At 70.3% G+C, this 21,031-nt stretch carries 18 protein-coding genes; 5 read left to right on the top strand and 13 right to left on the bottom strand.

Going from position 1 to position 21,031, the window contains the following annotated elements:
- Positions 1-212 precede the first annotated feature (212 nt).
- Positions 213-743, bottom strand: a complete 531-nt coding sequence (locus tag WMF11_RS05360) for a hypothetical protein (RefSeq protein ID WP_437976664.1) — start codon at positions 741-743, stop codon at positions 213-215.
- Between WMF11_RS05360 and WMF11_RS05355 the strand changes: the two genes are divergently transcribed.
- From WMF11_RS05355 to WMF11_RS05345, 3 genes are all read left to right on the top strand, one after another.
- On the top strand, positions 742-1,290 hold the full coding sequence (locus WMF11_RS05355) for a glycoside hydrolase family 11 protein (RefSeq protein ID WP_437976663.1): 549 nt from the start codon (positions 742-744) through the stop codon (positions 1,288-1,290). The two genes, WMF11_RS05360 and WMF11_RS05355, sit on opposite strands and share 2 nt — an antisense overlap.
- Before the next feature lie 331 nt (positions 1,291-1,621).
- Positions 1,622-3,172, top strand: coding sequence for a DUF5924 family protein (locus WMF11_RS05350; protein WP_437976662.1), 1,551 nt, complete (start codon positions 1,622-1,624; stop codon positions 3,170-3,172).
- Positions 3,169-3,999 (top strand): hypothetical protein, encoded by an 831-nt coding sequence (locus WMF11_RS05345; protein ID WP_437976661.1) that lies wholly within the window; start codon positions 3,169-3,171, stop codon positions 3,997-3,999. The genes WMF11_RS05350 and WMF11_RS05345 overlap by 4 nt, the downstream gene beginning before the upstream one ends.
- 18 nt (positions 4,000-4,017) lie before the next feature.
- Here the strand turns inward: WMF11_RS05345 and WMF11_RS05340 are convergent, their stop codons facing one another.
- The 10 genes from WMF11_RS05340 to WMF11_RS05295 form a co-directional block, all read right to left on the bottom strand.
- Positions 4,018-5,937 (bottom strand): ATP-binding protein, encoded by a 1,920-nt coding sequence (locus WMF11_RS05340; RefSeq protein WP_437976660.1) that lies wholly within the window; start codon positions 5,935-5,937, stop codon positions 4,018-4,020.
- A gap of 187 nt (positions 5,938-6,124) precedes the next feature.
- A complete protein-coding gene (locus WMF11_RS05335; protein ID WP_437976659.1) occupies positions 6,125-7,858 on the bottom strand; it encodes an SEL1-like repeat protein in 1,734 nt (577 codons plus the stop codon).
- Between the two features lie 204 nt (positions 7,859-8,062).
- On the bottom strand, positions 8,063-8,392 hold the full coding sequence (locus tag WMF11_RS05330) for a hypothetical protein (RefSeq protein WP_437976658.1): 330 nt from the start codon (positions 8,390-8,392) through the stop codon (positions 8,063-8,065).
- Positions 8,393-8,561: 169 nt separating this feature from the next.
- Complete coding sequence (locus WMF11_RS05325; protein ID WP_437976657.1) at positions 8,562-8,942, bottom strand: hypothetical protein; 381 nt, start codon at positions 8,940-8,942, stop codon at positions 8,562-8,564.
- A gap of 613 nt (positions 8,943-9,555) precedes the next feature.
- Entirely contained in the window at positions 9,556-9,786 is a 231-nt protein-coding gene (locus tag WMF11_RS05320; RefSeq protein WP_437976656.1) for a hypothetical protein, read from the bottom strand.
- Between the two features lie 134 nt (positions 9,787-9,920).
- Complete coding sequence (locus WMF11_RS05315; protein ID WP_437976655.1) at positions 9,921-10,406, bottom strand: DUF1579 domain-containing protein; 486 nt, start codon at positions 10,404-10,406, stop codon at positions 9,921-9,923.
- A 75-nt stretch (positions 10,407-10,481) separates the two neighbouring features.
- The gene (locus WMF11_RS05310; protein WP_437549822.1) at positions 10,482-10,868 is read right to left on the bottom strand and encodes a VOC family protein; all 387 of its coding nucleotides are present in this window, start codon (positions 10,866-10,868) and stop codon (positions 10,482-10,484) included.
- Positions 10,869-11,129: 261 nt separating this feature from the next.
- Entirely contained in the window at positions 11,130-12,263 is a 1,134-nt protein-coding gene (locus tag WMF11_RS05305; RefSeq protein WP_437976654.1) for a formimidoylglutamate deiminase, read from the bottom strand.
- Between the two features lie 161 nt (positions 12,264-12,424).
- Positions 12,425-13,063, bottom strand: a complete 639-nt coding sequence (locus WMF11_RS05300) for a hypothetical protein (protein ID WP_437976653.1) — start codon at positions 13,061-13,063, stop codon at positions 12,425-12,427.
- 174 nt (positions 13,064-13,237) lie between these two features.
- Positions 13,238-14,260, bottom strand: a complete 1,023-nt coding sequence (locus WMF11_RS05295; protein WP_437910949.1) for a YegS/Rv2252/BmrU family lipid kinase — start codon at positions 14,258-14,260, stop codon at positions 13,238-13,240.
- Positions 14,261-14,418: 158 nt separating this feature from the next.
- On the opposite strand from WMF11_RS05295, the gene WMF11_RS05290 reads away from it, so the two are divergent.
- Both WMF11_RS05290 and WMF11_RS05285 read left to right on the top strand, forming a co-directional pair.
- Positions 14,419-17,502 carry a PEP/pyruvate-binding domain-containing protein gene (locus WMF11_RS05290; protein WP_437976652.1) on the top strand — a complete coding sequence of 1,028 codons (3,084 nt, stop codon included), beginning with the start codon at positions 14,419-14,421 and terminating at the stop codon, positions 17,500-17,502.
- Positions 17,503-17,737: 235 nt separating this feature from the next.
- Positions 17,738-18,250: a DUF1993 domain-containing protein gene (locus tag WMF11_RS05285; RefSeq protein ID WP_437976651.1), complete on the top strand. Its 513-nt coding sequence runs from the start codon at positions 17,738-17,740 to the stop codon at positions 18,248-18,250.
- Positions 18,251-18,289: 39 nt separating this feature from the next.
- Here the strand turns inward: WMF11_RS05285 and WMF11_RS05280 are convergent, their stop codons facing one another.
- Together WMF11_RS05280 and WMF11_RS05275 are read right to left on the bottom strand one after the other, a co-directional pair.
- Entirely contained in the window at positions 18,290-18,772 is a 483-nt protein-coding gene (locus tag WMF11_RS05280; protein WP_437976650.1) for a Uma2 family endonuclease, read from the bottom strand.
- Between the two features lie 220 nt (positions 18,773-18,992).
- Positions 18,993-20,891, bottom strand: coding sequence for an FG-GAP repeat protein (locus WMF11_RS05275; RefSeq protein WP_437976649.1), 1,899 nt, complete (start codon positions 20,889-20,891; stop codon positions 18,993-18,995).
- Between the last annotated feature and the right edge of the window lie 140 nt (positions 20,892-21,031).

Genomic DNA, 21,031 nt, shown 5'->3' with positions numbered 1-21,031 from the left:
CTGTTTCACGCGACTCAGCGCGTCAAGGCTCCAGCGCGTCAGGGATCCAGGGTGACGGGGGGAAGCGCGTGCCTCGGCAGCTGTTCGCAGACCCACCGTACCGGGGCGGCTGTGCGACCTCGTCCGCAACTTAACCGGATCGAGCCGAGGGCGGGACTTGGACCAGCGGCTGGAAGGGCTCTACGGGTCGTTGTCGCCACCGAGTCCTGGTGCTAGCCATGATCACGAGAGCGGCTGCGGGGAATTGAGTCATCTAGCCAAGGAGGCGCTGTGCGTTTAACTTTGTTAAAAGTTTTTACTATCTCTTTAGGGTTCGTCGCCGTGGGGTGCGCGGGGCCGGACGATTCATCTGCTGAGACCGGGGCGGGGGGCAGCTCGTCTGCTGGGACGGGCGGCGTGACCGCGGGCAGCACCGGCACCACCGGCACCACAGGCACCACCGGCACCACGACGGGCCCGGGCGGGTCGACCACGAGCGGGACCGCGGGCAGCACCACCACGAGCGGGTCGACGACGAGCGGGGCCGGGGGCTTTGACGGGTCCGGGGGCGGGAGCACCACGACAACGAGCAGCTCGACAACGAGCAGCTCGACCACGAGCAGCTCGACCACGAGCAGCTCGACCACGAGCAGCTCGACCACGAGCACCACGACCGCGAGCAGCACCACGTCCACGACCGGGACCGGCACACCCACCCGGTGCACGGAAGCCGACCTGGAGGTCTGCAGCGACAGGACAGGCATGCATTGCGGGCTCACCTTCGAATACTGGAAGGACCGAGGAAACGGGTGCCTCGTCAACACGGCGGATGGCTTCCGCGTGGACTGGAACAACATCAACAACCTGCTGGGCCGTAAAGGCTTGAGGCCGGGCGGGAAGAACAATATCGTCACCTACGAGGCCGACTACCGGCCGAACGGCAACTCCTACCTGTCTGTCTATGGGTGGACGAGGAACCCGCTCATCGAGTATTACATCGTCGATAGCTGGGGCAACTGGCGTCCGCCGGGCGGAGAGGGGTTCGTGGGCACCGTCACCAGCGACGGAGGCACCTACGACATCTACAAGACCCAGCGAGTCAACCAGCCGTCCATCGACGGCAATGCGACCTTCTATCAGTTCTGGAGCGTCCGGCAGCAAAAGCGCACGAGCGGAACCATCACCGTCGGCAACCACTTCGACGCGTGGGGGAAGCAGGGGCTGACCCTGGGGACCTTCTATGAGGTCTCGCTGGTCGTGGAAGGCTATCAAAGCAGCGGCAGCGCCGATGTGAAGCTCTCGATCGAGTGAGCGCCGAGCCCTGAGCATCGTTTCGGCCGACGGCCGTCCCTGAACGGAGCAACGACGGGCAGCTGAAGCATCCCCTCGAATTCTTCGAGGGGGGAGGATTCACAGGGAGGCGGGGAGACGGGGAGTAACATCCCGACGATCTCACCGTCTCCCTGTTCCGTTTCCCGGCAAGATGCCGACCGATGCCGACCCATGAGGGGGTTGTTCAGGACGACGACACGCGCCCCGTCCAGGCGCTCGCCGCCCTGCGCGCCCCCGAGCGCCGGCCGCGCCGGCCCGCTCGTGCGGCGCTCGAAGGTGGACCGCCCGTCGGGTACGCTGCGGGCCGGACATGAAACAGCACGCGCCGCGCTCCCCTGACGCCCCGGCCCCCGGGGCCCACGCGAACGCGCCCTCTCTGCCGTCGCCGCCTTCCAGCGCCACGACGCAGGTCCACAAGACGCGCGTCCCGGAGGCGTTCGGAGAGGCGCCCACGATCATGTACATGCCGGGCGACGAGCCCGATCGCTCGCCGGGCCACGCCCCGCCCCACGCGGCCGGACAGGCCCGGCCTCCGGCGACCGACGAGGCCACCGTGCGCATGCCGCACAAGGCCGGCGCCCAGGCCGGGGACGAGGCCACCCTGCGCATGCCACCCAGGGCCGGCGCCCAGGCCGGGGACGAGGCCACCCTGCGCATGCCGGCCAGGGCCAGCACCCCGGGCGGGGAGCACGACGACCGCACGCTCAAGATGCCCGAGCGGCAAGCGCGCGGCGGGGCAGCGGACGACGACAACGCGCCGACCGTCAAGGCCGAGCCCAAGGCGTCCTACGTCGACCTGAACGCCGAGGACGAGGGCAAGCCCGGGGACCTCCGATCGTCCGCCCGCGCCTTCCTCAAGCGCCACCACAAGAAGCTCTGGTGGCTGCACACCGCGTATGCGCTCAGCCTCGGCGCCTTCGTCGTGACCTTCGCGCAGAAGGGGTTCCAGCACGCGCGCTTCCTCGCGGTCACGGTCAGCGTCGCCTGGCTGCTCGTGCTCCTCTTCTTCCGGCTCTTCGGCACCGGCGCCCGCCAGGACTTCGCGACGGCGTGGCGCGGCGCCCGGCTGCGCTTCCTCGTGATGACCTATGTCCTGAAGAACCTCTATCAGGGCATGCTCTTCTTCCTCCTCCCGTTCTACTGGAAGAGCGCCAGCCTGGACGCGCCGAACCGGTGGTTCGTCCTCCTCCTCGCCGCCTGCGCGGTGCTCTCGACGCTCGACCTCGTCTTCGACCGCGTGCTCATGCGCTGGAAGACCCTCGCGTCGGTGTTCTACGGGGTGACGCTGTTCGCCTGCCTGAACCTCGTCATCCCCGCGCTCCTCCCCGACACCCGCACGCTGTACACGCTGCTCTCCGCCGCCCTCGTGTCCGTGCTCGGCTTCTGCACCCTGCACCTGCCGCTCGGGGCCCTCTGGAGCCGGATGGGCGCCGTGTTCCTCGTCGTCGCGATGGCCGCCGGGGTCGGGCTCGCCTACGGGACGCGCGAGCTCATCCCGCCCGTGCCGATGCACCTGTCCTCCGCGGCCGTGGGCCCCTCGGTGCTGCCGGACGGACGTCTCGCCATGTCCGTGAAATCACTTCATTTTTCTGTGATCCGCGAGCTCCGCGCGGTGACCGACGTGGTGGTGCCGGGCGGCGACGGCGATCGGCTGCTCCACGTCTGGCGGCGCGAGGGGCGCGAGGTCCTCCGCGCGCCCGAGGAGACGCTGCGCGTGCCCGGGCCGGAGGGCGCGGTGCGGCTCAAGTCGCAGCTCGTGGGCGGGAGCCTGCCGCGCCGCCTGGCGGGGCGCTGGACGGTGGATGTCGAGACCGAGGACGGCCAGCTCGTCGGCCGCACCTCGTTCGAGGTGACGGAATGAGCTGGCCGCTCCGGGGCGGAGGCGCGGCGAGCGGCGCAGAGCGCGCGCGCTGGGTCGACGCCGGCAACATCGCGAACGGGTTCCTCGTGTTCGGCAACGTCGTCACGGGCTTCATCGCGATCGGCAACGTCGCGCGCGGCTTCATCGCGATCGGCAACGTCGCCGTCGGCGTCGTCGCGATCGGCAACGTCGCCGTCGGCGTCGTCGGCGGGTTCGGCGCGACGATCGCCGTGGGCGCCTTCGCGGGCGCGGGCGTGCTCGCCCTGCCGGTGCTCGACGGGGTGGCGGGCGTGACCAGCCTGCTCGCGCTGAATCCGTTCCTGTCGGTGCTCCCTATCGCCCTCTGGCTCTTCGCCGCGCGCGTCCTCCCGGGGGAGCGCGCGCCCCGGCTGGGCCCCGATCCCGAGCTCGCCTCGCTCTCGTCGGTGCTCCGCGGCGAGCGCTCCGAGGGCTGGGTCCGCGCGCGGGTCGAGCGCGCGGGGGACGGCGCGCTCCGCCTGACGCAGCGCGGCCGGGCCGTCGAGCTGCCCGCGACCCCGGAGGCGCTGCGCGCGGGCGCGGCGCTGCTCCCGGAGGGGCGCGGCGCGCGGCTCCTCGCCCTCGTGCGGGCGGAGGAGCACGTCCGCGGCGGCGAGGGCGGCTACCGCGCGGCGCAGGAGCGCGAGCGGGTCCTCACCGTCGCCGATCTGCTGGCGCCGCCGGCGTGGGTGCCGCCGTGGATCAACGGCGCCGAGGTGCAGTGGTGGCTCGCGCGCGCGTGGAACGTCGGGGCGGTCGTGGCGGTCCTGCTGAGGGGGGCGCAGCTCATCGCGGGCGCGATGGGATGAGCCGCTCGCCTGCTCCCGTTACTCCGTCCCTCCGCTGCTCCGCTCCTCCGCCGGCTTCCGCTCGCCATCGGGCGCCAGGGCGGCGTCGCCTCCCTCGATCTCCGGAGGCAGCGGCAGCCGGACGCGGAACGTCGTGCCCTGACCTGGCTCGCTCTCGACGACGATCTCTCCGCCGTGCGCCCACACGATCAGCCTGCAGACGTAGAGCCCGACGCCGAGCCCGCTGTGCGCCTCCGGGGTCCACCGGAACGGCTCGAAGAGCCTGTCCCGCTGCTCCGGCGTGATGCCGACGCCGCGATCGCGCACGGAGATCACCGCGAAGCCGGCCTGCCGGACGACCGACAGCGTGATCGGCTGTCCAGCGCCGTGCCGCGACGCGTTCGACAGGAGGTTCGTGATGACCTGCTCGACGCGCGCGTCGTCCCAGTAGCCAAACACGGATCGATCGAGCTGGAGCTCGAGGGAACACCCGTCGGCCTCGAGCTGCTCTGTCACCTGCCGGGCGGTCCTGCGCACGACCTCGTTGAGCTCCGTCCTCTCCAGGTTCAGCGCCGGCGGGCCGGTCGCGAAGCTCGCGACGACGAACATGTTGTTGATGACCTGCGTGATCCGGGCGAGCTCCCGCGAGGACACCTTCAAGAAGCGGCTGATGTCCTTCGAGCCCAGCGTCACCATGAGGGGCTGCGATCGCGACCGCAGCATGTGCTCGTACAGGAGCCGCAGGCTCGTCAGCGGCGTGCGCAGCTCGTGCGAGGCGAACCGCAGGAACTCCTCGCGGACGCGGATGGCGTCTTTCAGCTCGGTCTCCGCGCACTCCAGGCGGCGGACACGATCCTCGAGCTCCCTGCGCAGCTCCTGCTCGCGCTGCACGCCGGTGGCCGGGTCCTTCGCGCGCCGCTGCAGCAGGATCGTCAGGACGAGCGTGGCGAGCAGCATCACGCCGCAGGCGGTGAGGACCACACGGCGCGTCACGACATAGACGCCATAGGCATCGTCCTTGTCGATCTCGGTCGCGAGGCCGAGGTCGAGCTCCTGATCCCACAGCCACGAGCCGACGACCTCGACGCCGCGATAATCGCGGTATCCCTCCACGTCGACGCCGGCGATCCCCGCGATGGCGCTGGTCGCCATGCGCGTGAGCGGCTGCTCCGCACGGGGCAAGATGCGCCCGGAGCCTTCCGGCGCCTCGCCCCCGGGATCGCGTATCTGCACGTTGAGGCTCGTGCGCTCGCCGGCCGCCAGGAGGCCCATTTCGCGGAGGTTCTGGGCGAACCTGAGCTCCGTGACGACGCGGCCGTGCCTGTCGAACGCGTAGGTCTCCCCCGCCGCGCCGACCTGGCCGCGATGGGCGATCTGCGTGAGCTCCCTCCCGGGATCGATGCGGAAGGCGAGCGCCGCGATGATCTCCCCTTCCCCGGCGACCGAGCGCACCGGCGCCGCGACGACGAGGACGGGGGTGACCCTGCCGAGGACGGGGGACCGCATGGCGAACGGAGTACCCATGACGGTCGAGCCGCGCAGGGCCGCGGCGATGGTGTCCGGGTCGTGGGCGCTCAGCGTCTTGGTGCCGAGGAGCTCATCGCGATCCGAGGCGATATGGGTGCCATCCAGCGCGATGACGTCGAAGCCGAGGCACTGTTGCCGCTCGACGACGTTCCCCAGCTCCAGCCGCAGATCCTGGAGGTACGGGCTATCGCGGAGCGAGCCATCGCCGCGGCGCAGCTCGACCTGCGCGGCGACCGCGCGCTGTACCCTCCGCTCGTTCGCCCAGAACCCCGTGGCGCTCTTCACCTGCCGCGCCCAGGTCAAGAGCCCTTCGCGGGTCGTCGAGAGCACCGCTTGCAGGGTCGCCGCGATGTTCCTGCGATGGACGTCCTGGATCTCGTGGAGGCTCAGGAGCAAGACGATGCCGATCGGCAGCAGCGCCGCCAGAGGCATCCAGTCGAGCCATTCTTTCCTTGGCCGTTCGTTACCCATGCATGACGCAGGCAAGACGCGGGGAGCAGCTCCTCACAAACCCCACGCCACCCCCCCGTGTGAGCGCGCTTCACGCTCGCCCGCTCGGCCCGGGCCTGCCTCGATCCCCCCGCGCCACGGCGCGCCGGCGCCCCGCCTCGGTCGGCCGCTATCTCTTCTTCTTCGGAGACGACGAAGGCTGCTTCGGCGCGCCGTTCGCCTTGGCGCACACGTCGGACCCGTCGAGCCCTTCGGCCCGCATCGCCTCGCACGACCTTCGCCAGTTCTCTTTCGCCTTGTCGAGATCCTTCGGAACGCCCTTCCCCTCGGCGTGCAGGTCCCCGACCTCTTCGCACCAGACCGCCCTGCGATCACACCCGGATTTCGCGAGGGCGAACGCGTCCGCGTCCTTGCCGATGCGGAGCGCGACCTTCGACGCCAACGAGCAGAGATCGGCCTCCTGGGCGCAGCCGAATTGAGCGACGCTGAGCGCGCGGACGGTGTCGGCATGGTCTCGGGACTTGGCGAGGAGCTCACCGAGGCGGACGCAATCGGATGGATAGCCGCCGTAGCAGGCGCGGTTCATGAGCGCGAACGCCTTCACCTCGTCTTTCCCGACCCCCTCCCCGAGCAGGTACTGCGTGGCGCTGGCGGAGCAGCCCTCGCCGTCGCCGAGCGCACACGCGCGCTCGTACGCGCGGACCGCGCCCGGCAGGTCGGAGAACGGGCCGGCCGACTCATAACCCCAGAGGAAGTCGCCGAGCATCGTGCATGCCTCGCTCCCGCCCATGGAGCAGCCCTTCCGAGCGAGCTCGATCGCCTCCTTGTTCGCCGGGCTCTTCGAGTGGTCTCCCCCCTGCCAGCGGTAGAGCCCGTACCACCCGCAGCCGTTCGCGACGCCGCCGTCGCAGGCCTTCTTGTAGTAAGCCTCTCGCTCGTTCTTCTCGACGGTCTTTCCGGCAGCGTAGTTGTAGCACGACTCGGCGCTGCCTTTTTCGCACTGCTCCCTGCAATCCGGCCCATTCTCGGGCTTGCACAGGTGCGCCGCCTCGCCCGCGCGCGTGCAGATCCCGCCGCTGAAGACGAAGTCTCGGGGGCAGGGGCTCTCCTGCGGCGTCGGCTCCTTGCCTTCCTTCCCGCTCTTGCCTTCCTTCCCGTGCGGCTCCTTGGCCGCGCTCGCACCCCCGAGCGGATGGAGCTGGACGCTGAGCGGCGACCGGCACTCCGGCGGCGGGCTCGGCGCGTCCGGGTCCGCCGTGCGACAGGCCTCGAGCGAGCCGTCGGTGCTCGAAGCGTTGCGTGACGCGGAGCTCGAGCCCGACGAGCCGATCTTGAAGAGATCGGCGACGGCCATGATCTTCCCGGCGGAGCCTGTCGTCATCGAGAACGCCCCGAGCGAGGCCGACTGGAGAAAGTGCGTCGCGCCGTCGCAGCTCCCCGTCAGCTCGGCCCGATCGATGTGTTCGACCGTCGTCGCGCGCCTCCCGACGAGCACGAGCGCGAGATCGATCGAGTTGCCGGACTTCATGTCGGCGCCGATCTTCCCGGCGCTGAGGGGGAGGTTCACGTTGAGATCGTCCTGGTTCGTCATCTGGACGACCTGCTCCTTGCGGCTGACGCCCGCATATTCGTAGTCGCCGTTCGCGAGCTTGCACGAGGGCAGGACACGCAAGCTCTTGCAGTCGTACGCGACGATGGCGACGCCCTTCTTCATCGATGCTTCGAGGTCGACACGCGACGATGCGTCGAGGTCCACGACCAGCGCCTGCGCGAGCTTTGGCTCGGCGCCGCAAGGCTGCACGGTCGTGCCGAGGGCGTCGGTGCCGGTGATGTCGTTCGGTCGAACGATCTCTCCGCCAGCGCCTCCGCACGCGGCAAGGAACGTCGATGCCAATGAGAACATGAGTCCAGGCTGGCGCATGGCCCGAAGGGTTACCTGAAAGCGCATCCAAAGACAATGGATCCTGCCTGGGGCGCCCGACGCGAACAGACATTCATCGTGTCGAGCCTCCAGCCCGGATACCCCGGCGAGAGCGCGATCGCACCGGCGGGCAGCTCGACGTCCCCAGGCGCCAGCGTCACGTCGACCGCCGCGCGTCGGAGCCGCTCACCCCTCGACGATCACAGGGCTCCCGCTGTACATCACCGCGTCGAGCAGCCGCTCCTCCCGCACCATCGCGAGCGCCGGCGCGTCCCGGCGCACCGAGATGCTGCCGCCGGGATCCGCGAACCCGCACGCCTCCGCCCCCCGCTGCGAGCCGATCTCCCAGAGCACCTCGGCGGGCGTCGCCCCGCCCTCGCCCCGCAGCGTCACGCGGCGGCCCGTCCGCAGCGGCTCGCCGAGCTCGACGCCGCGCATGTCCTCGAACGGATCGGTGATCACGTGGCTGTCGATCCCGACGCACAGCCGCGCGCCCGCCGCGCGCAGCGCGCCCACGTCGGGCAGTCCGTCGCCGAGGTCGCGCTCGGTCGTCGGGCACAGGCACGCGAACGCCCTCGCCGCGCCGAGCAGCGCCGGCTCGTGCGGCGCCGCGGTCCCGCCACTCCGGTTTGCCGCGCCACACTTCCTCGTGCTGCGGTCCGGCTTCTTTTACCTACGCGCCTGGTCAGGGCCGCACAAATTCATAGGTGTACGTCTCGTTGCAGGTTTCCGTCGTTCCATCGAACAGATCGGTTTCGACGACTGCCTCCCCGTCCTCACGCATCCAGTGATCGACAAGGTTGATGTCGTCTCTCGTGTAGATCCAGCGCATCTCGATGTACTCCGGGAAACCCGTGCGGACGCATGTTTGCTGGCCGTCCAACGTCGCGACCTCACCCTCCACGGAGTAACCATAGATGCAGCTTCCCCAGGGTTGACCCTCCTCATCGAGCGTGATGTACTCGAGGTCGCTGTCTTCTCCTTCGCGTAGCCGGATGTTGAGGAGGACCGCAGCTCCCAGTCGCCGTAACACGAGCTGGTGCCCCGGCCGCCTACTGCCCTCCACGTTCCCTCGAATCTCGAGACGTCAGGCCCTGAACAGCCCACGACGAGCAGGGCGAGGGCTCCCAATAACGACTTCCGCATGAGGTTCTCCTGAGAGCAGGACATGGAATCAGCGACTGAGTGGGTCTTCACCGCCGATCTGAGTGTCCGGAGGAGACAGCGCGCCAGTGGCTTCCCCCCACGCGCGCGGGATGTCAAATCAGCGGTGAGGACCCACTTGGCACTGTTCTGGTGCTGCCTCGCACGAGGCAGGAGAGAAGGAGACCCAAACGCTCAGGAAACGTCAAGCCCCAGCCGCGGGGTGTGCCCCGGGTCGGCAGACATGCTTGTGGGCGATCCGATACCTCCCTGCGGAAAGCGACTCTGGTTGAACACGCATCGATACATCGATCGTGAGCAAGACGAGGCCATGGCCGGCTCGTCGTCCTCGCGGCAACCAGGCCGGGGCGAGAGGAGCTGAACACGAGGTGTCCGGAAGAGACAGTGCGCGGGCCGGTCCCCAGACGCGGTCAGCAGGGGTTCCGCGCTCAGCGCTCCACGACCGTCGGACGTCCCGATCCCGAGCGCGCGGACGCGCGAGGCCCAGTAGCGCTGATTGGCGAACATCGGCACGATCACCTGCGGGACGCTCGCGCGCAGCCATGGGTGAGGAGCGCGCCCCGGCGCGCGCGGGCGGCGTGGTAGCGGCGGCCGAGCTCGAAGGCGGCGGCGAGCCGGCTCGCATTGAAGAGGGCGATCTGGGTGCGCTCGGCGACGCTCGGAGGGCGGTCCCACCAGCCCACGCCCGGGTTGACGGGTCGGTGTGCCCGGCGCTCCAGTCGAGACCGGCCTCCGGGAAGCTGCACCTCGTCACTTCCCGTGCCGAGCAGGGTGCGAGTTCGTGGACTGTTCGACAGGTCCTTCCCGCGACGGGGGCGCGCCCGATCATCGTGCCGCCGCGCCCCGCGCGTCCGTGGTCGTGGGCAGCCGTCGCCGGCGGTCACTTCTTGCGCCGGTAGTTCATCGTCATGACCTCCTGCCACGCCCCGTCGGGGCTCAGCATGCGCGACGTCAGGACCCGATGGTCGTCGCTCTTCAGCTCGATCGAGTCGACGTATTTCGTCAGGCCCGCCCCCGGCTCCATCCCCGGCCCCTCGGTGTCGAGCCGCAGCACCCGCTCCGACGCGTCGAGCGAGCCCTCGTAGACCCACAGATGGGTCATCATGGCGCCGACGAAGGTCCCGATGAACTTGTTCTTCTGCGGGTCGTAGCCGAGCGTCATCAGATTGATCCCCACGCCTCCCGGCGTCTCGAAGCGCCCTTCACACACCACCCAGACCCCGCCCAGCGAGCGTACGATCTCCGTCCCCGTGAACGTCTGCGGCGGCTTACCGGGCTCGGCCGGCGCCTCGAACTCGCTCGTCCACTCCCCGACGAGCTGCTCCAGCCACGGGTGCACATTCTGCGATCCGGTCGTCGTCGTCATCGGCTTCTCCTGGTGCAGCGCTTGTATCGTGGGGTTCGCTCCGGCGCTCCGCGCGCGCCGGCGAGCGCGAGGAGCCTACTCCACCTTGGTGGCGATCCACCACGTCGTTCCCCCCGCGTCCCTCACGCCACCCCGTTTGTCCTCATCCGCCTTCTTCACGGGCTCCTGCACCGAGGTCGCGCCCGCCTCGAGGGCGCGCCGGTAGGTCGCGTCCACGTCGGACACGTAGACATGCACGTACGATGGGATCGGCGGCCAGCCGTCGGCGCCATCGGCGATCATCACCACCGTGTCGTCGATGCGCACCTCGGCGTGCTGGAGCTTGCCCTCGGCGTTCGGGAAGCGGCGCAGCTCGACCGCGCCGAAGACCTTCACGAGGAAGTCGATCGTGGCGCTCGCCCCGTCGACGATCAGGTACGGCGAGACAGTGCTGTAGGTGTCGGGCTTGTGGTGCGAGCTCATGGAGTCTCCTCCGGGTGGCTGGTTCTCCGGTGGTGTCCTAATTTGAACATGAAGGCGGGAAGGCGGGAAGAAGAGATCGATGATCTTCCCGCCTTCATGTGGACTCTCTCCGGGCAAATTAGGACACCACCCGCGGAGGGTGAGACGGGTTTCATCGCGCGCGGAGTCTACTAGACTCCACGCGCGCCTGCGAGCGGGCTCCGGCTCGGGCGAGCGAGCGCGAGGCGAAGAGCCTTCGTTCGTGCTCGTGAAGAGCGCGGCTCACCCATCCACGATCGCCGGGCTCCCGCTGTACACCACCGCGTCGAGCAGCCGCTCCTCCCGCACCATCGCGAGCGCCGGCGCGTCCCGGCGCACCGAGATGCTGCCGCCGGGATCCGCGAACCCGCACGCCTCCGCCCCTTGCCGGGAGCCGATCTCCCAGAGCGCCTCGGCGGGCGTCGCCCCGCCCTCGCCCCGCAGCGTCACGCGGCGGCCCGTCCGCAGCCGCTCGCCGAGCTCGACGCCGCGCATGTCCTCGAACGGATCGGTGATCACGTGGCTGTCGATCCCGACGCACAGCCGCGCGCCCGCCGCGCGCAGCGCGCCCACGTCGGGCAGTCCGTCGCCGAGGTCGCGCTCGGTCGTCGGGCACAGGCACGCGAACGCCCTCGCCGCGCCGAGCAGCGCCGGCTCGTGCGGCGCGAGGTGCGTCGCGTGCACCGCCACGAAGCGCTCGTTGAGGACCCCGCGCTCGGCCAGGAGCTCCACCGGCCGCCGGCCCGTCTCGGCGAGGCACGCCTCGATCTCGGCCGGCTGCTCGGCCACGTGCATGTGCACCATGAGCCCGCGCTCCGCGGCGTACCGCGCGATCTCGCCGAGCCACGCCGGGGGCACGGCGCGCACGCTGTGGGGCGCCACGCCGACGCGCACGTCCTCGCGGCCCGCGTAGCGCGCCCGGAGCGCCTCGACGTCCGCGAGCGCCGCGTCGAGCGAGGCGTCCGAGAACCGCCGCTGCGCCCCCTCGGGCGCCCTGCCCGCGCCGGCGCGCGCGTAGACGACCCGGAGGAGCGCGATCCGGAGGCCCTCCTCGCGCGCGGCCTCGATCACCGCGTCCGCGAGGACCGTGCGCTCCGCGTAGGGCGCGCCGCCCGGCTGGTGGTGCACGTAATGAAACTCGCCCACCGTGCGCACGCCCGCGGCGCGGAGCTCGCGATAGGCCACCTTCGAGATCGCATGAATGGACTCCGGCGTGAGCGACTCGGCGAGCGCGTACATGGCGCTGCGCCACGACCAGAAGTCGTCCGCCCCCGACGGCCCCGGCCGCTGCGCCTCACCGCGCATCCCGCGCTGGAAAGCATGGGAGTGGGCGCTCGCGAGCGCCGGCAGCTCGATGGCTCGCTCGGTCAGCCTCATGGCGCACGTCTATCACGTCTATCACGCCTATCACGTCCATCGCGCCGGGATGGCCGGGGAGAGGCGCGGCCGGCCGCGCTGCCGGCGCTGCGCCGCGCGCCAGAGCGGGCCCCGTACGACGCCGGAGGCACACGGCCCGGGCGCGCCGCGTCCGGCTCCGATCACTCGTCGCGGAGCGACGCGAAGAGCGGGAAGCAGCCAAGGCTGAGCTTGCCGCAAGCCCCTTCGAGCAGGGTGTCGCCCCTGTCGGTTTGCTCGTAAAAAGCCATGGTGAGCGCGCTGCACTCGGGGAGCACCTTGCGCGTGGCCCCTCGCATCTCGACGGCGCAGGCGTCGATCTCCGCGATCGTGGCCGTACACTGCGTCGGCTGGCCGCAGGGCTCTGCCTCGACGTCCGCGATGGCCTGCTCTATCAGCTGCTCTGCCTGGCTCGGGTCGGCCATGCACCCCTCGACCAGCTCGGAGCACTTCGCCTGCAGCTCGGCGTCGTTGGTCCCGGCGTCGTCCCCGTACGCCGCGCCGAGCACGCCCTGCATACGGCACATGAGCTCGACCGTCATCTGCTCGGCACTGCAGCGGCGATACCCCTTGCACGCCTGCTCGACCTCCGCTGGCGAGAGCTCGCTGACGAGCGCCGACGTGTCGAGTCCGGAGCAGGACGCGGCCCCGGAGCCCCCGCCCCCCGCCGGACCCGTCGAGTCAACGGGCGTCGCCCCGTCGTCGTCGCCCCCGCAGCCCAGCCCCGAGAGGCCGCAAGCCAAGCACACCCCCACCACCCCAGCCCAGAACGTCGTTCGCATTCCTGTGCGCTCCCGATGAAAGGTCAAGAATCGAGCCCTGCCGCGGCAGAACCACGTTTCCTTACGCCGGGCGGCTCCGATTCCCCCCTGACGAGGCCGTCACGATGCTGCTCGCCGCGCGCCCCGGCCCCGGTCCTCTGGATTTTCCTCGGGCCTTCGCGGCCCGAGGGCGCCTCACTGCTTCGGCTCGACCTCGAGCTCGGGCAGTCCCGCGAGCTTCACCTCGACCTCCGCGGCGGGCGGCGCTTCACGGGCCTCCTCGCGGCGGGGAGCCATGACCGTCAAGGCGCGCGGGAGGCACTCCACCACGAGCGGCGTCGTCCCGGCCTCCTCGCCGTCGATGAGCACGTTCTGGGGCGGCTCGGTCGTGATGCAGACCCGCCGGGCGGCGAGGAAACCGACGTTGTCGCGCTCGGCCGGCTCGCCGTCGATCGCGGTCCTCAGGAGGTGCAGCCCTGTCGCGACCGCCTCCACCAGCGTCGTGGCCGACACGATGGTCAGGTCGAGCCGCCCGTCGTCGGGGGACAGGACGGGCGGCCCCTGCGCCAGCACCGTGCGCGGAGGCGCCATGTTCGCGACGGTCACCGCGACCGCACGGCAGTGGATCCGCTGGTCCTCGGTCTCGATCTCGACAACGAACGGCTCCAGGCTCATCAGCTTCTTCAGCCCGGTGCGGATGTACGCGAGCACACCCCAGCGCTGCTTCTCGTCCTGCGGGGTCTCGCCGACCGTGTCGGCGTGCAGCCCGACCGCCGAGAGCAGGATCATGGTCTTCCCGTTGGCGCGGGCGGCGTCGATGCGCGTCGGCTCGCCGTGGACGAGCACGTCGATCGCCCCCTCCAGGTCGGCCGGGATCCCCAGGGAGTGCGCGATCGAGTTCGCCGTTCCCAGCGGCAGGACCCCCAGGCACGCATCGGTCCCGAGGAGCGCCGACGCCACGCTGGAGATCGTCCCGTCACCGCCCGCCGCGATCACCAGGGAGGCGCCTTCGCGGCGCGCTGCGTCGGCGCAGGCGGCGGCAGAGCGCTCCGCGCTCGTCTCGTAGACGCTCAGCGCAAACTCGCGCTGGAGCCGGGCAGGCAGCGACTCGACCGAATCGCCCGCGTGGCCCGCAGCAGGGTTGACGATCAGCGCCGCTCTCCGCTCGGTCATGGCGGCATCGTAGAACGCCGAACCGGTTGAAACCCCAAGAAAAATCGGCAGGGTGGCCGCCAGCGGACCCCCGCGAGCGGCTATCGCCGCGCCCGTACGGCTGTGCCTGCGTGCGCCACCCGCGCGACAGCAGCGCCCCGCCGCGCAGCCCAGAGACGCCGCTGGCCGCACGATGGCACGGCAGTTGTACCGCGATGTTGTTCATGAGACTTCAGCGAATCGGTCGACCGGCTTGTCTTGCGCTCGCGCTCCTCGGCGCGGGCACGCTCGCCGCGTGCGGAGAGGACTCGTCACCGGGCACGGGTGGCAGCGGCGCCACGAGCAGCGGGGGCGCCACCGGCGGCGAGGGCGGCGCGGGCGGCGAAGGCGGGGGGGACGGCGGGAGCGCCGGAGGCGGCGCGTCATGGCCCGTCGACACCTACCCGATCGACATCACTCCATCGGAGGACTGGAAGAACCAGATCAGCTTCCCCTTCGAGCCCTTCGCCGCCTGGCCCCCGACCTTCCAGACGCCGGGCTGGGTGAAGTTCACCGTGCTGATGCACGACCCCACCAAGGTCTACTACCAGGACAGCAACAAGTTCCCGTTCCACGGCGAGTTCGCCACGGCCCGGCTCGACCCGTTCTTCGAGATGTCGCGGGACGAGTTCGACCAGGTCTCGCTGCACGAGGAGGGGCAGAAGGCCATCCTCGGCGCCGTGATCTTCCCGCCGACCCCGGAGAGCGTGCCGGAGTACGGCATCCAGCTCGTCCGCCAGGACGCCTACGATCCCGAGGTGGCGCGCGTCGTCCTGGAGCTCGTGAAGGACAGCGTCATCGCGCCCGGGGGGACGCGGCCCTTCTATTTCCCGACGTACGAGCAAGCGGCGTCGGCCGCGGAGAACAGCGCGTTCTTCGAGGCGAGCGGGTTCCCGGTGAGCTCGGTCGAGCGGTGGCTGGACGGCGACGCGTGTTATGCGACGGGCTGGGCCGTGGGCCGGCTCCGCTATGTCCCGCCGGACGCGATCGACGCCGCCTACGCGAGCGGCGAGCTCCGGGCCGAGGACATCCTGCTCACCGACTCCATCCCTGCGGAGGTGCCTTATGTGGCGGGCATCGTCTCGCTGTCGCCCGCGACGCCGAACGCGCACACCGCCCTCCTCGCGACCTCGTTCGGCATCCCGTTCGTCTACCTCGGCGATCAGGCCGCCGCGGACGCGGCAAAGGCGCTCGACGGCGAGGAGGTCGCGCTGCGGGCCTCGCTCCAGTACGGGTCCATCTGCCGCGCCGTGCTCTTCGAGGCCGGAGGGATCGCGCCGGCGGACAGGGAGCAGCTGCTCGCGCTGAAGCGGCCTGGCGAGCTCGGGATCCGCCCCAAGGAGCCCTTCGGCGCCTACGCCGGGTCCACCGAGGACCTCGGCCCCGCGGATATCGTGCATTTCGGGGGCAAGGCCGCGAACTATGGCCTGCTGCGGGACGCCATCCCGGAGAACTCCGATGTCGCGGTCGCGCTGTCGCTCGATCTCTGGGACGATTTCCTCGATCAGGTCATGCCCGGCGGCCGCACGCTGCGCGCCGAGATCGCGGAGCGCCTCGCGGGCCATAGCTACCCGCCCGACATGCTGGCGCTCAAGGCCGATCTCGCGGCGATCCGCGCGCGGATCACCGGGGATACCGCCTTCTCGGCGGGGCAGCGGCAGGCGATCGAGGCGGCGCTCGAGGGCTTCACGCTCACGAAGAAGATCCGGTTCCGGAGCTCGACCAACGTGGAGGACAGCGCCGTCTTCACGGGCGCGGGCCTCTACGACAGCTACAGCGGCTGCCTGGCCGACGATCGGGACGCCGACCAGGAGGGGCCGAGCCTGTGCGACCCCGGCGAGGCCGGCGAGCGCGGCGTGTTCCGCGCGATCCGCAAGGTGTACGCGAGCTTCTACAACGACAACGCCTTCCTCGCCCGGCTCCTCCATGGCGTGGACGAGGCGGAGGTAGGGATGGGCGTCCTCGTCCATCACTCCTATCCTGACGAGGACGAGATGGCGAACGGCGTCGCGACGCTCGAGCGGCGCGAGCTGGTCAATGACCAGATCAAGATCGTGACGCAGCTCGGGGCGACGTCCGTCACCAACCCGGAAGGCGGAGCGCAGCCGGAGGTCGTGACCGCGAGCCTCTTCGACCAGGAGACCTCGGTTTACCTCCTGTCCGGCTCGACGCTCGTCCCGCTCGGCGGCCACGTGATGCAATGGGAGGACGATTACCTCGCGCTCGCCGGGCTGCTCGGCCGCGTCGAGGCGCGGTTCAGCGAGCTGAACCCCGGCAGGAAGTCGTTCCTGCTCGATTACGAGTTCAAGAAGATGAAGCCCGGAGATCTCGTCGTGAAGCAGGTGCGCGAGGTCGCGCTCCCGGACACGACGCCGAGCCTCACGCCGTTCCTGCTCGACGAGCCCCGGGAGGTCTGCACCTTCCAGGGCGAGTCCGGCGACGTGTTCGCGAACCACCGGCTCAAGGTGCGCGCGAGGCTCTCGGCGAAGAGCGGATTCCTCACGCCGGCGGCGCTCGCCAGCACGCTCTTCAACGAGGACGCGCGGCTCGATTACCTCTCCGGTGGATCGGTGGCGACGCTCTCGGGCAGCCCCGCGGCGTGGCCGGCCGCGTCCCACGCGTACGCCAGCGAGACGGCCACGGACTCCTTCGTGGACGGCGCCGGGGCCTCGGAGATCGCCTATGCGCTCGCCGCCTCCCCGGTGCCCGAGCTGTTGCCGCCGTCGCTGGGCCCGCTGGTCGCGCTGCGCGACGTCGGGATGATGCTGAGCGCCTCCTACGCCACGCCCGTGCCGGCGCTCGAGTGGGACGGGACGCCGCTCGCGGTGTCCTCGGAGGTGGTGCAGCTCGACGCTTGTCCCGCGGAGGGCCCCCCGGTGGCGGGCGCGCTGCTCCAGGAGCGCTCGCTCTCCTGGACGTCCGGCGTCACCGTGGAGACCGCGTTTTACTGGCCGCCGGCCCCCACGGGCCCCACGGCGGGGTACACGGCGCCGCTCCACAAGTGGGTGGGGACGCGCATCGCGGGGCTGACGAGCGCCCCGATCGTGCTCAAGGGCTACTACGCGCAGACGTACCGCCCGCAGCACCACAATTTCTCGGAGGACTTCATCTTCGAGCCCCGCCTCGAGCCCGGCCTGGATCCCGCGATCCTCGCCGAGCTGGAGGAGAAGGGCATCCGGCTGATCCACGTTCGGACGCCGGACGGCGGCGAGCAAGGCCCGAAGCTCTGGACCCTCGATCCAGCGGGCGTGTTCCACCAGGTCGACTGAGCGTCCCCGAAAGGCCTGCGGAGCCCCGGCGAGCCCCGCCGTCGCCCGAGGCTCCGCCGGGCTCGTGACTTCTCCTCGAAGCGCACCACCGGGCTCGACCGCCGCTCCAGTCGACCGCGCCGACCGCGCCGACCGCGCGACGTGGACCGTGGCCGGCGCGCGCGCGTGGAGTTGACGCGCGGAGGCCGCGGGTGGACCAGAGGCGCCAACTGTTCCTGCTGACGAGGAGACGATCATGAGCCTTTACGACAGCTCGTTCCCCCAGATGACTCGCATGCTCGGCCAGGTGCTGGTCTGGCTCGACAAGGCGGAGGCCTACGCACAAAAGAAGAAGTTCGATCCGGAGGTGCTCCTCACGGCGCGCCTCGCGCCCGATCAGTGGAACCTCAGGCGTCAGCTCCAGAACGTCATCGCCTGGCCCCTGAGGCTGAGCGCGCTGCTCACCGGCGCGGAGCTGCCGCAGCTCGAGACGGGCGACGAGACGATCGCGGAGCTGCGCGCGCGCATCGGCAAGGCGATCGAGCAGCTGAACGCGGTGAAGCCGGAGCAGCTGAAGGGCGCGGAAGACCGCACGATTCCGCTCTTCTTCCTGCCGGGCAAGGGCATGAAGGCCCCGGCGTTCGTGTTCGGGTTCGTGCTCCCCAACTTCTACTTCCACGCGACCACCGCGTACTCGATCCTGCGGCACAACGGGCTCGACGTCGGCAAGTCCGACTTCATCGGGTCGCTCGACCTCCGCGACCTGTGACCGCGGCCGCCCTCCCCCGCGGGAGGCGGCGGGGGGCCGTCAGTCGTCCTCGCGCTCGTCGCCGAAGAGCACGCCGACCTGAAGCTCGAGCGCATCGAACGGCTCGGCCCTGATGCGCTCGCCCCGCTCCGCGCGGAGCGCCACGAGGTACCCCTCCGGGGTCCACCGGTGCACGGTCAGCGTCTCCTCCCGGGGATCGACGATCCAGTGATGGGGGAGCTGACAGCGGTGGTAGACGCGCATCTTCTTGACCGTGTCGTTGCGCGCGTTGCTCGGCGACAGCACCTCACAGACCCAGTCGGGCCGGATCCGGACAGGGCACCCGCTGGGCCGCTCCGGCGCGCGCTCGCGGCGCCAGCCGACCACGTCAGGCCGGTACACCTGGTCCGGCATGAGCTCGACCTCGATCTCGGTGGCGAACCACCATCCTCCGGGCCAGCGGCCCCCGGGGCGCCGCTGGAAGGGGTTCTTCACGTGCGCGACGATGGCGGACTGCGCGTCGCCGTGCTCGAACGAAAGCAACGGCCTTCTGCACGAGCTCGCCGTCGAGGATCTCGTGAAAGCGCCGCTCCTCGGGGATGGCCAGGAGATCCGCCACCGTGGCCGGGCGTGGCTTCTGTGCTGCGGGCACGCGTCGAGCATAGCGCTTCCGGGCCGTGCAGGCGGCGCTGCTGGAGGAGGGCTGAGCGCCGCGCGCGGGCTCACCGGCCCGCGCGCGGCTCGACCGGACGGCCGGAGAGGGTCAGATGTCCTCAAGCACGAAGACGTATGCCGAGCCCGAGTCGCTCCCGAAATCGTCGTCACTTGACGCGCCCACCACGACCGTATCCCCGTAGAGCGCGACCGAATTGCCGAAGTTGTCGTAGCTCGCTCCGTCGGAGGCAAAGAGCTCTTGCTGCTGCGTCCAGGTGGACCCGGAGCGCTCGAAGACGTACGCCGCCCCCGTGTTGGAGACACTGGCAGCATCGCCGCCCGTGGCGCCGATGACGGCCCTGTCGCCCTGGATCGCGACGGAGATCCCGAAGGAGTCCCAGGCAGCCGCCCCCGTGGGAGCGAGCACCTGCTGCCCGGTCCAGCTGGAGCCAGAACGAACGAAAACGTAAGCAGCACCCGAGGTGTTCGACGGATTCCAGTAATTATAGGCCCCCACGAGCGCGGTGTCTCCGTTGATCGCCACGCTCTCTCCGAAATACGTCCCCGAGCCCGTCCCAAAACTCACAAGCTTTGCCTGCTGCGTCCAGGTGGAGCCAGAACGAACGAAGACGTAGGCAGAACCCTGGTCGGAGGACGGGGCGTCATCCTGGGGCGAGCCGACGACGATGCTATCCCCGCTGATCGAGACCGACCGGCCGAAATTGTCGGCCTGGGCGGCATCGTCGGGGATGAGCTCTTGCTGCTCGGTCCAGGTGGACCCGGAGCGGGTGAATACCCAGGCTGCGCCGTCGTTGAAGGCCGAATGGTCATGGAATGGACTGCTGGCAACGAGGGTGTCTCCGTCCAGAGCGACCGACCAGCCAAAGGCGTCGCTTGCAACAGCGTGGCTGGCGTAGAGCTTCTGCTCCAGGGTCCAGCTGGAACCCGAGCCGACGAAGACGTAGACCGCGCCGACGGAGGAGGCGCCGCCCGTGCCGCGCTTGGCGGGCGCCGATGCGGCGATGGTATCCCCGCTGATCGCGACGGAGTAGCCAAGCCACCCGCAGCCCTCGTTGATGCCAGGATCACCGCACGTGAGCTTGGCCTGCTGGGTCCAGGTGGAGCCAGAGCGGGTGAAGACATAGACTCCGCCGTAGGTTCTCAGGACCCCACCGACCGTCGTCGTCGTGTAGGGAGCACCCACGACGGCCGTATCGCCGCTGATCGCGACCGATCTGCCGAAGAGGCTGCTGGCTGTCCCGTCCCCGGGCAGCAGCTTCTCCTCCTCCGTCCAGACGAGCGGGTCGACGACCACCGGATACACCGCTTCGGTGTCGTCGACCTGGAGCGACACCTGGCCCGCGTTCACGGCCAGCTTGGCGGGCAGGACCTTCCCCATCGCATCGACCACGTGCAGGTCCGTGTAGCGCACCACCGCCTGCCCCTCGGCGTCCCGCCATTCGACGGCGTCCCCGCCCTCGGCGAGGGCCGCCTCCAGCGAGCTCTGGGCCTCCAGCGCGACGGTCACCGGCCCGCCGCCCGCGGCCCTGCACGCGGGCGCCGAGGCCAGCGTGAAGCCCTGCTCCAGTCCCAGCGGCCCGTTGACGTACCACTCCACGAGGTCGCCGCGCCGGTACTCGACGCGCCCCCCGGCGGTCGTGGGCGCCGCGGCCTGCACGGGATCGAGCGCACCGTCGCAGCCATATCCCACAGTGGCGACCGACCAGCGCCAGTCGCCCTGGCCCTCGCTCGGCGCGAGCGTCACCCCTGACGTGGTGAGCTCCGCGCCAAACCGCTGCGCCGGGTTCTGCACCCGGACCGCCGCTCCCCCTTGCTCCGCGCGGTATGCCTCCGAAGCCCCTGCCTGCACGGCAGCGATGTAGGCGGCCCGCAGTCCCGGCGGCATCATCGCGCGCTGGCTCGACCGCGGAGCCGTGGCCTCGACGACCTCCGTACCAAGAGGCGCGTCCCCCACCTCGGCGTCAACGGCGCACGAGGCGCTACCCACCACCACAATGCATGTCAGCCCGAACAACCCACCCAGCGGGTTTCTCCGCACCATGATTTCCTCGCTTTGCAAGAGAGAGGAATCCGGATATTAGTTATCCAGCATACAGTCAACGGCGCAGAACGATTCCGACGGCGGCG

Origin of the sequence: Sorangium sp. So ce295 (assembly GCF_051527405.1) — a bacterium.
Taxonomy (GTDB): domain Bacteria; phylum Myxococcota_A; class Polyangia; order Polyangiales; family Polyangiaceae; genus Sorangium; species Sorangium cellulosum_B.
This window is presented reverse-complemented; position numbering and strand designations above follow the sequence as displayed.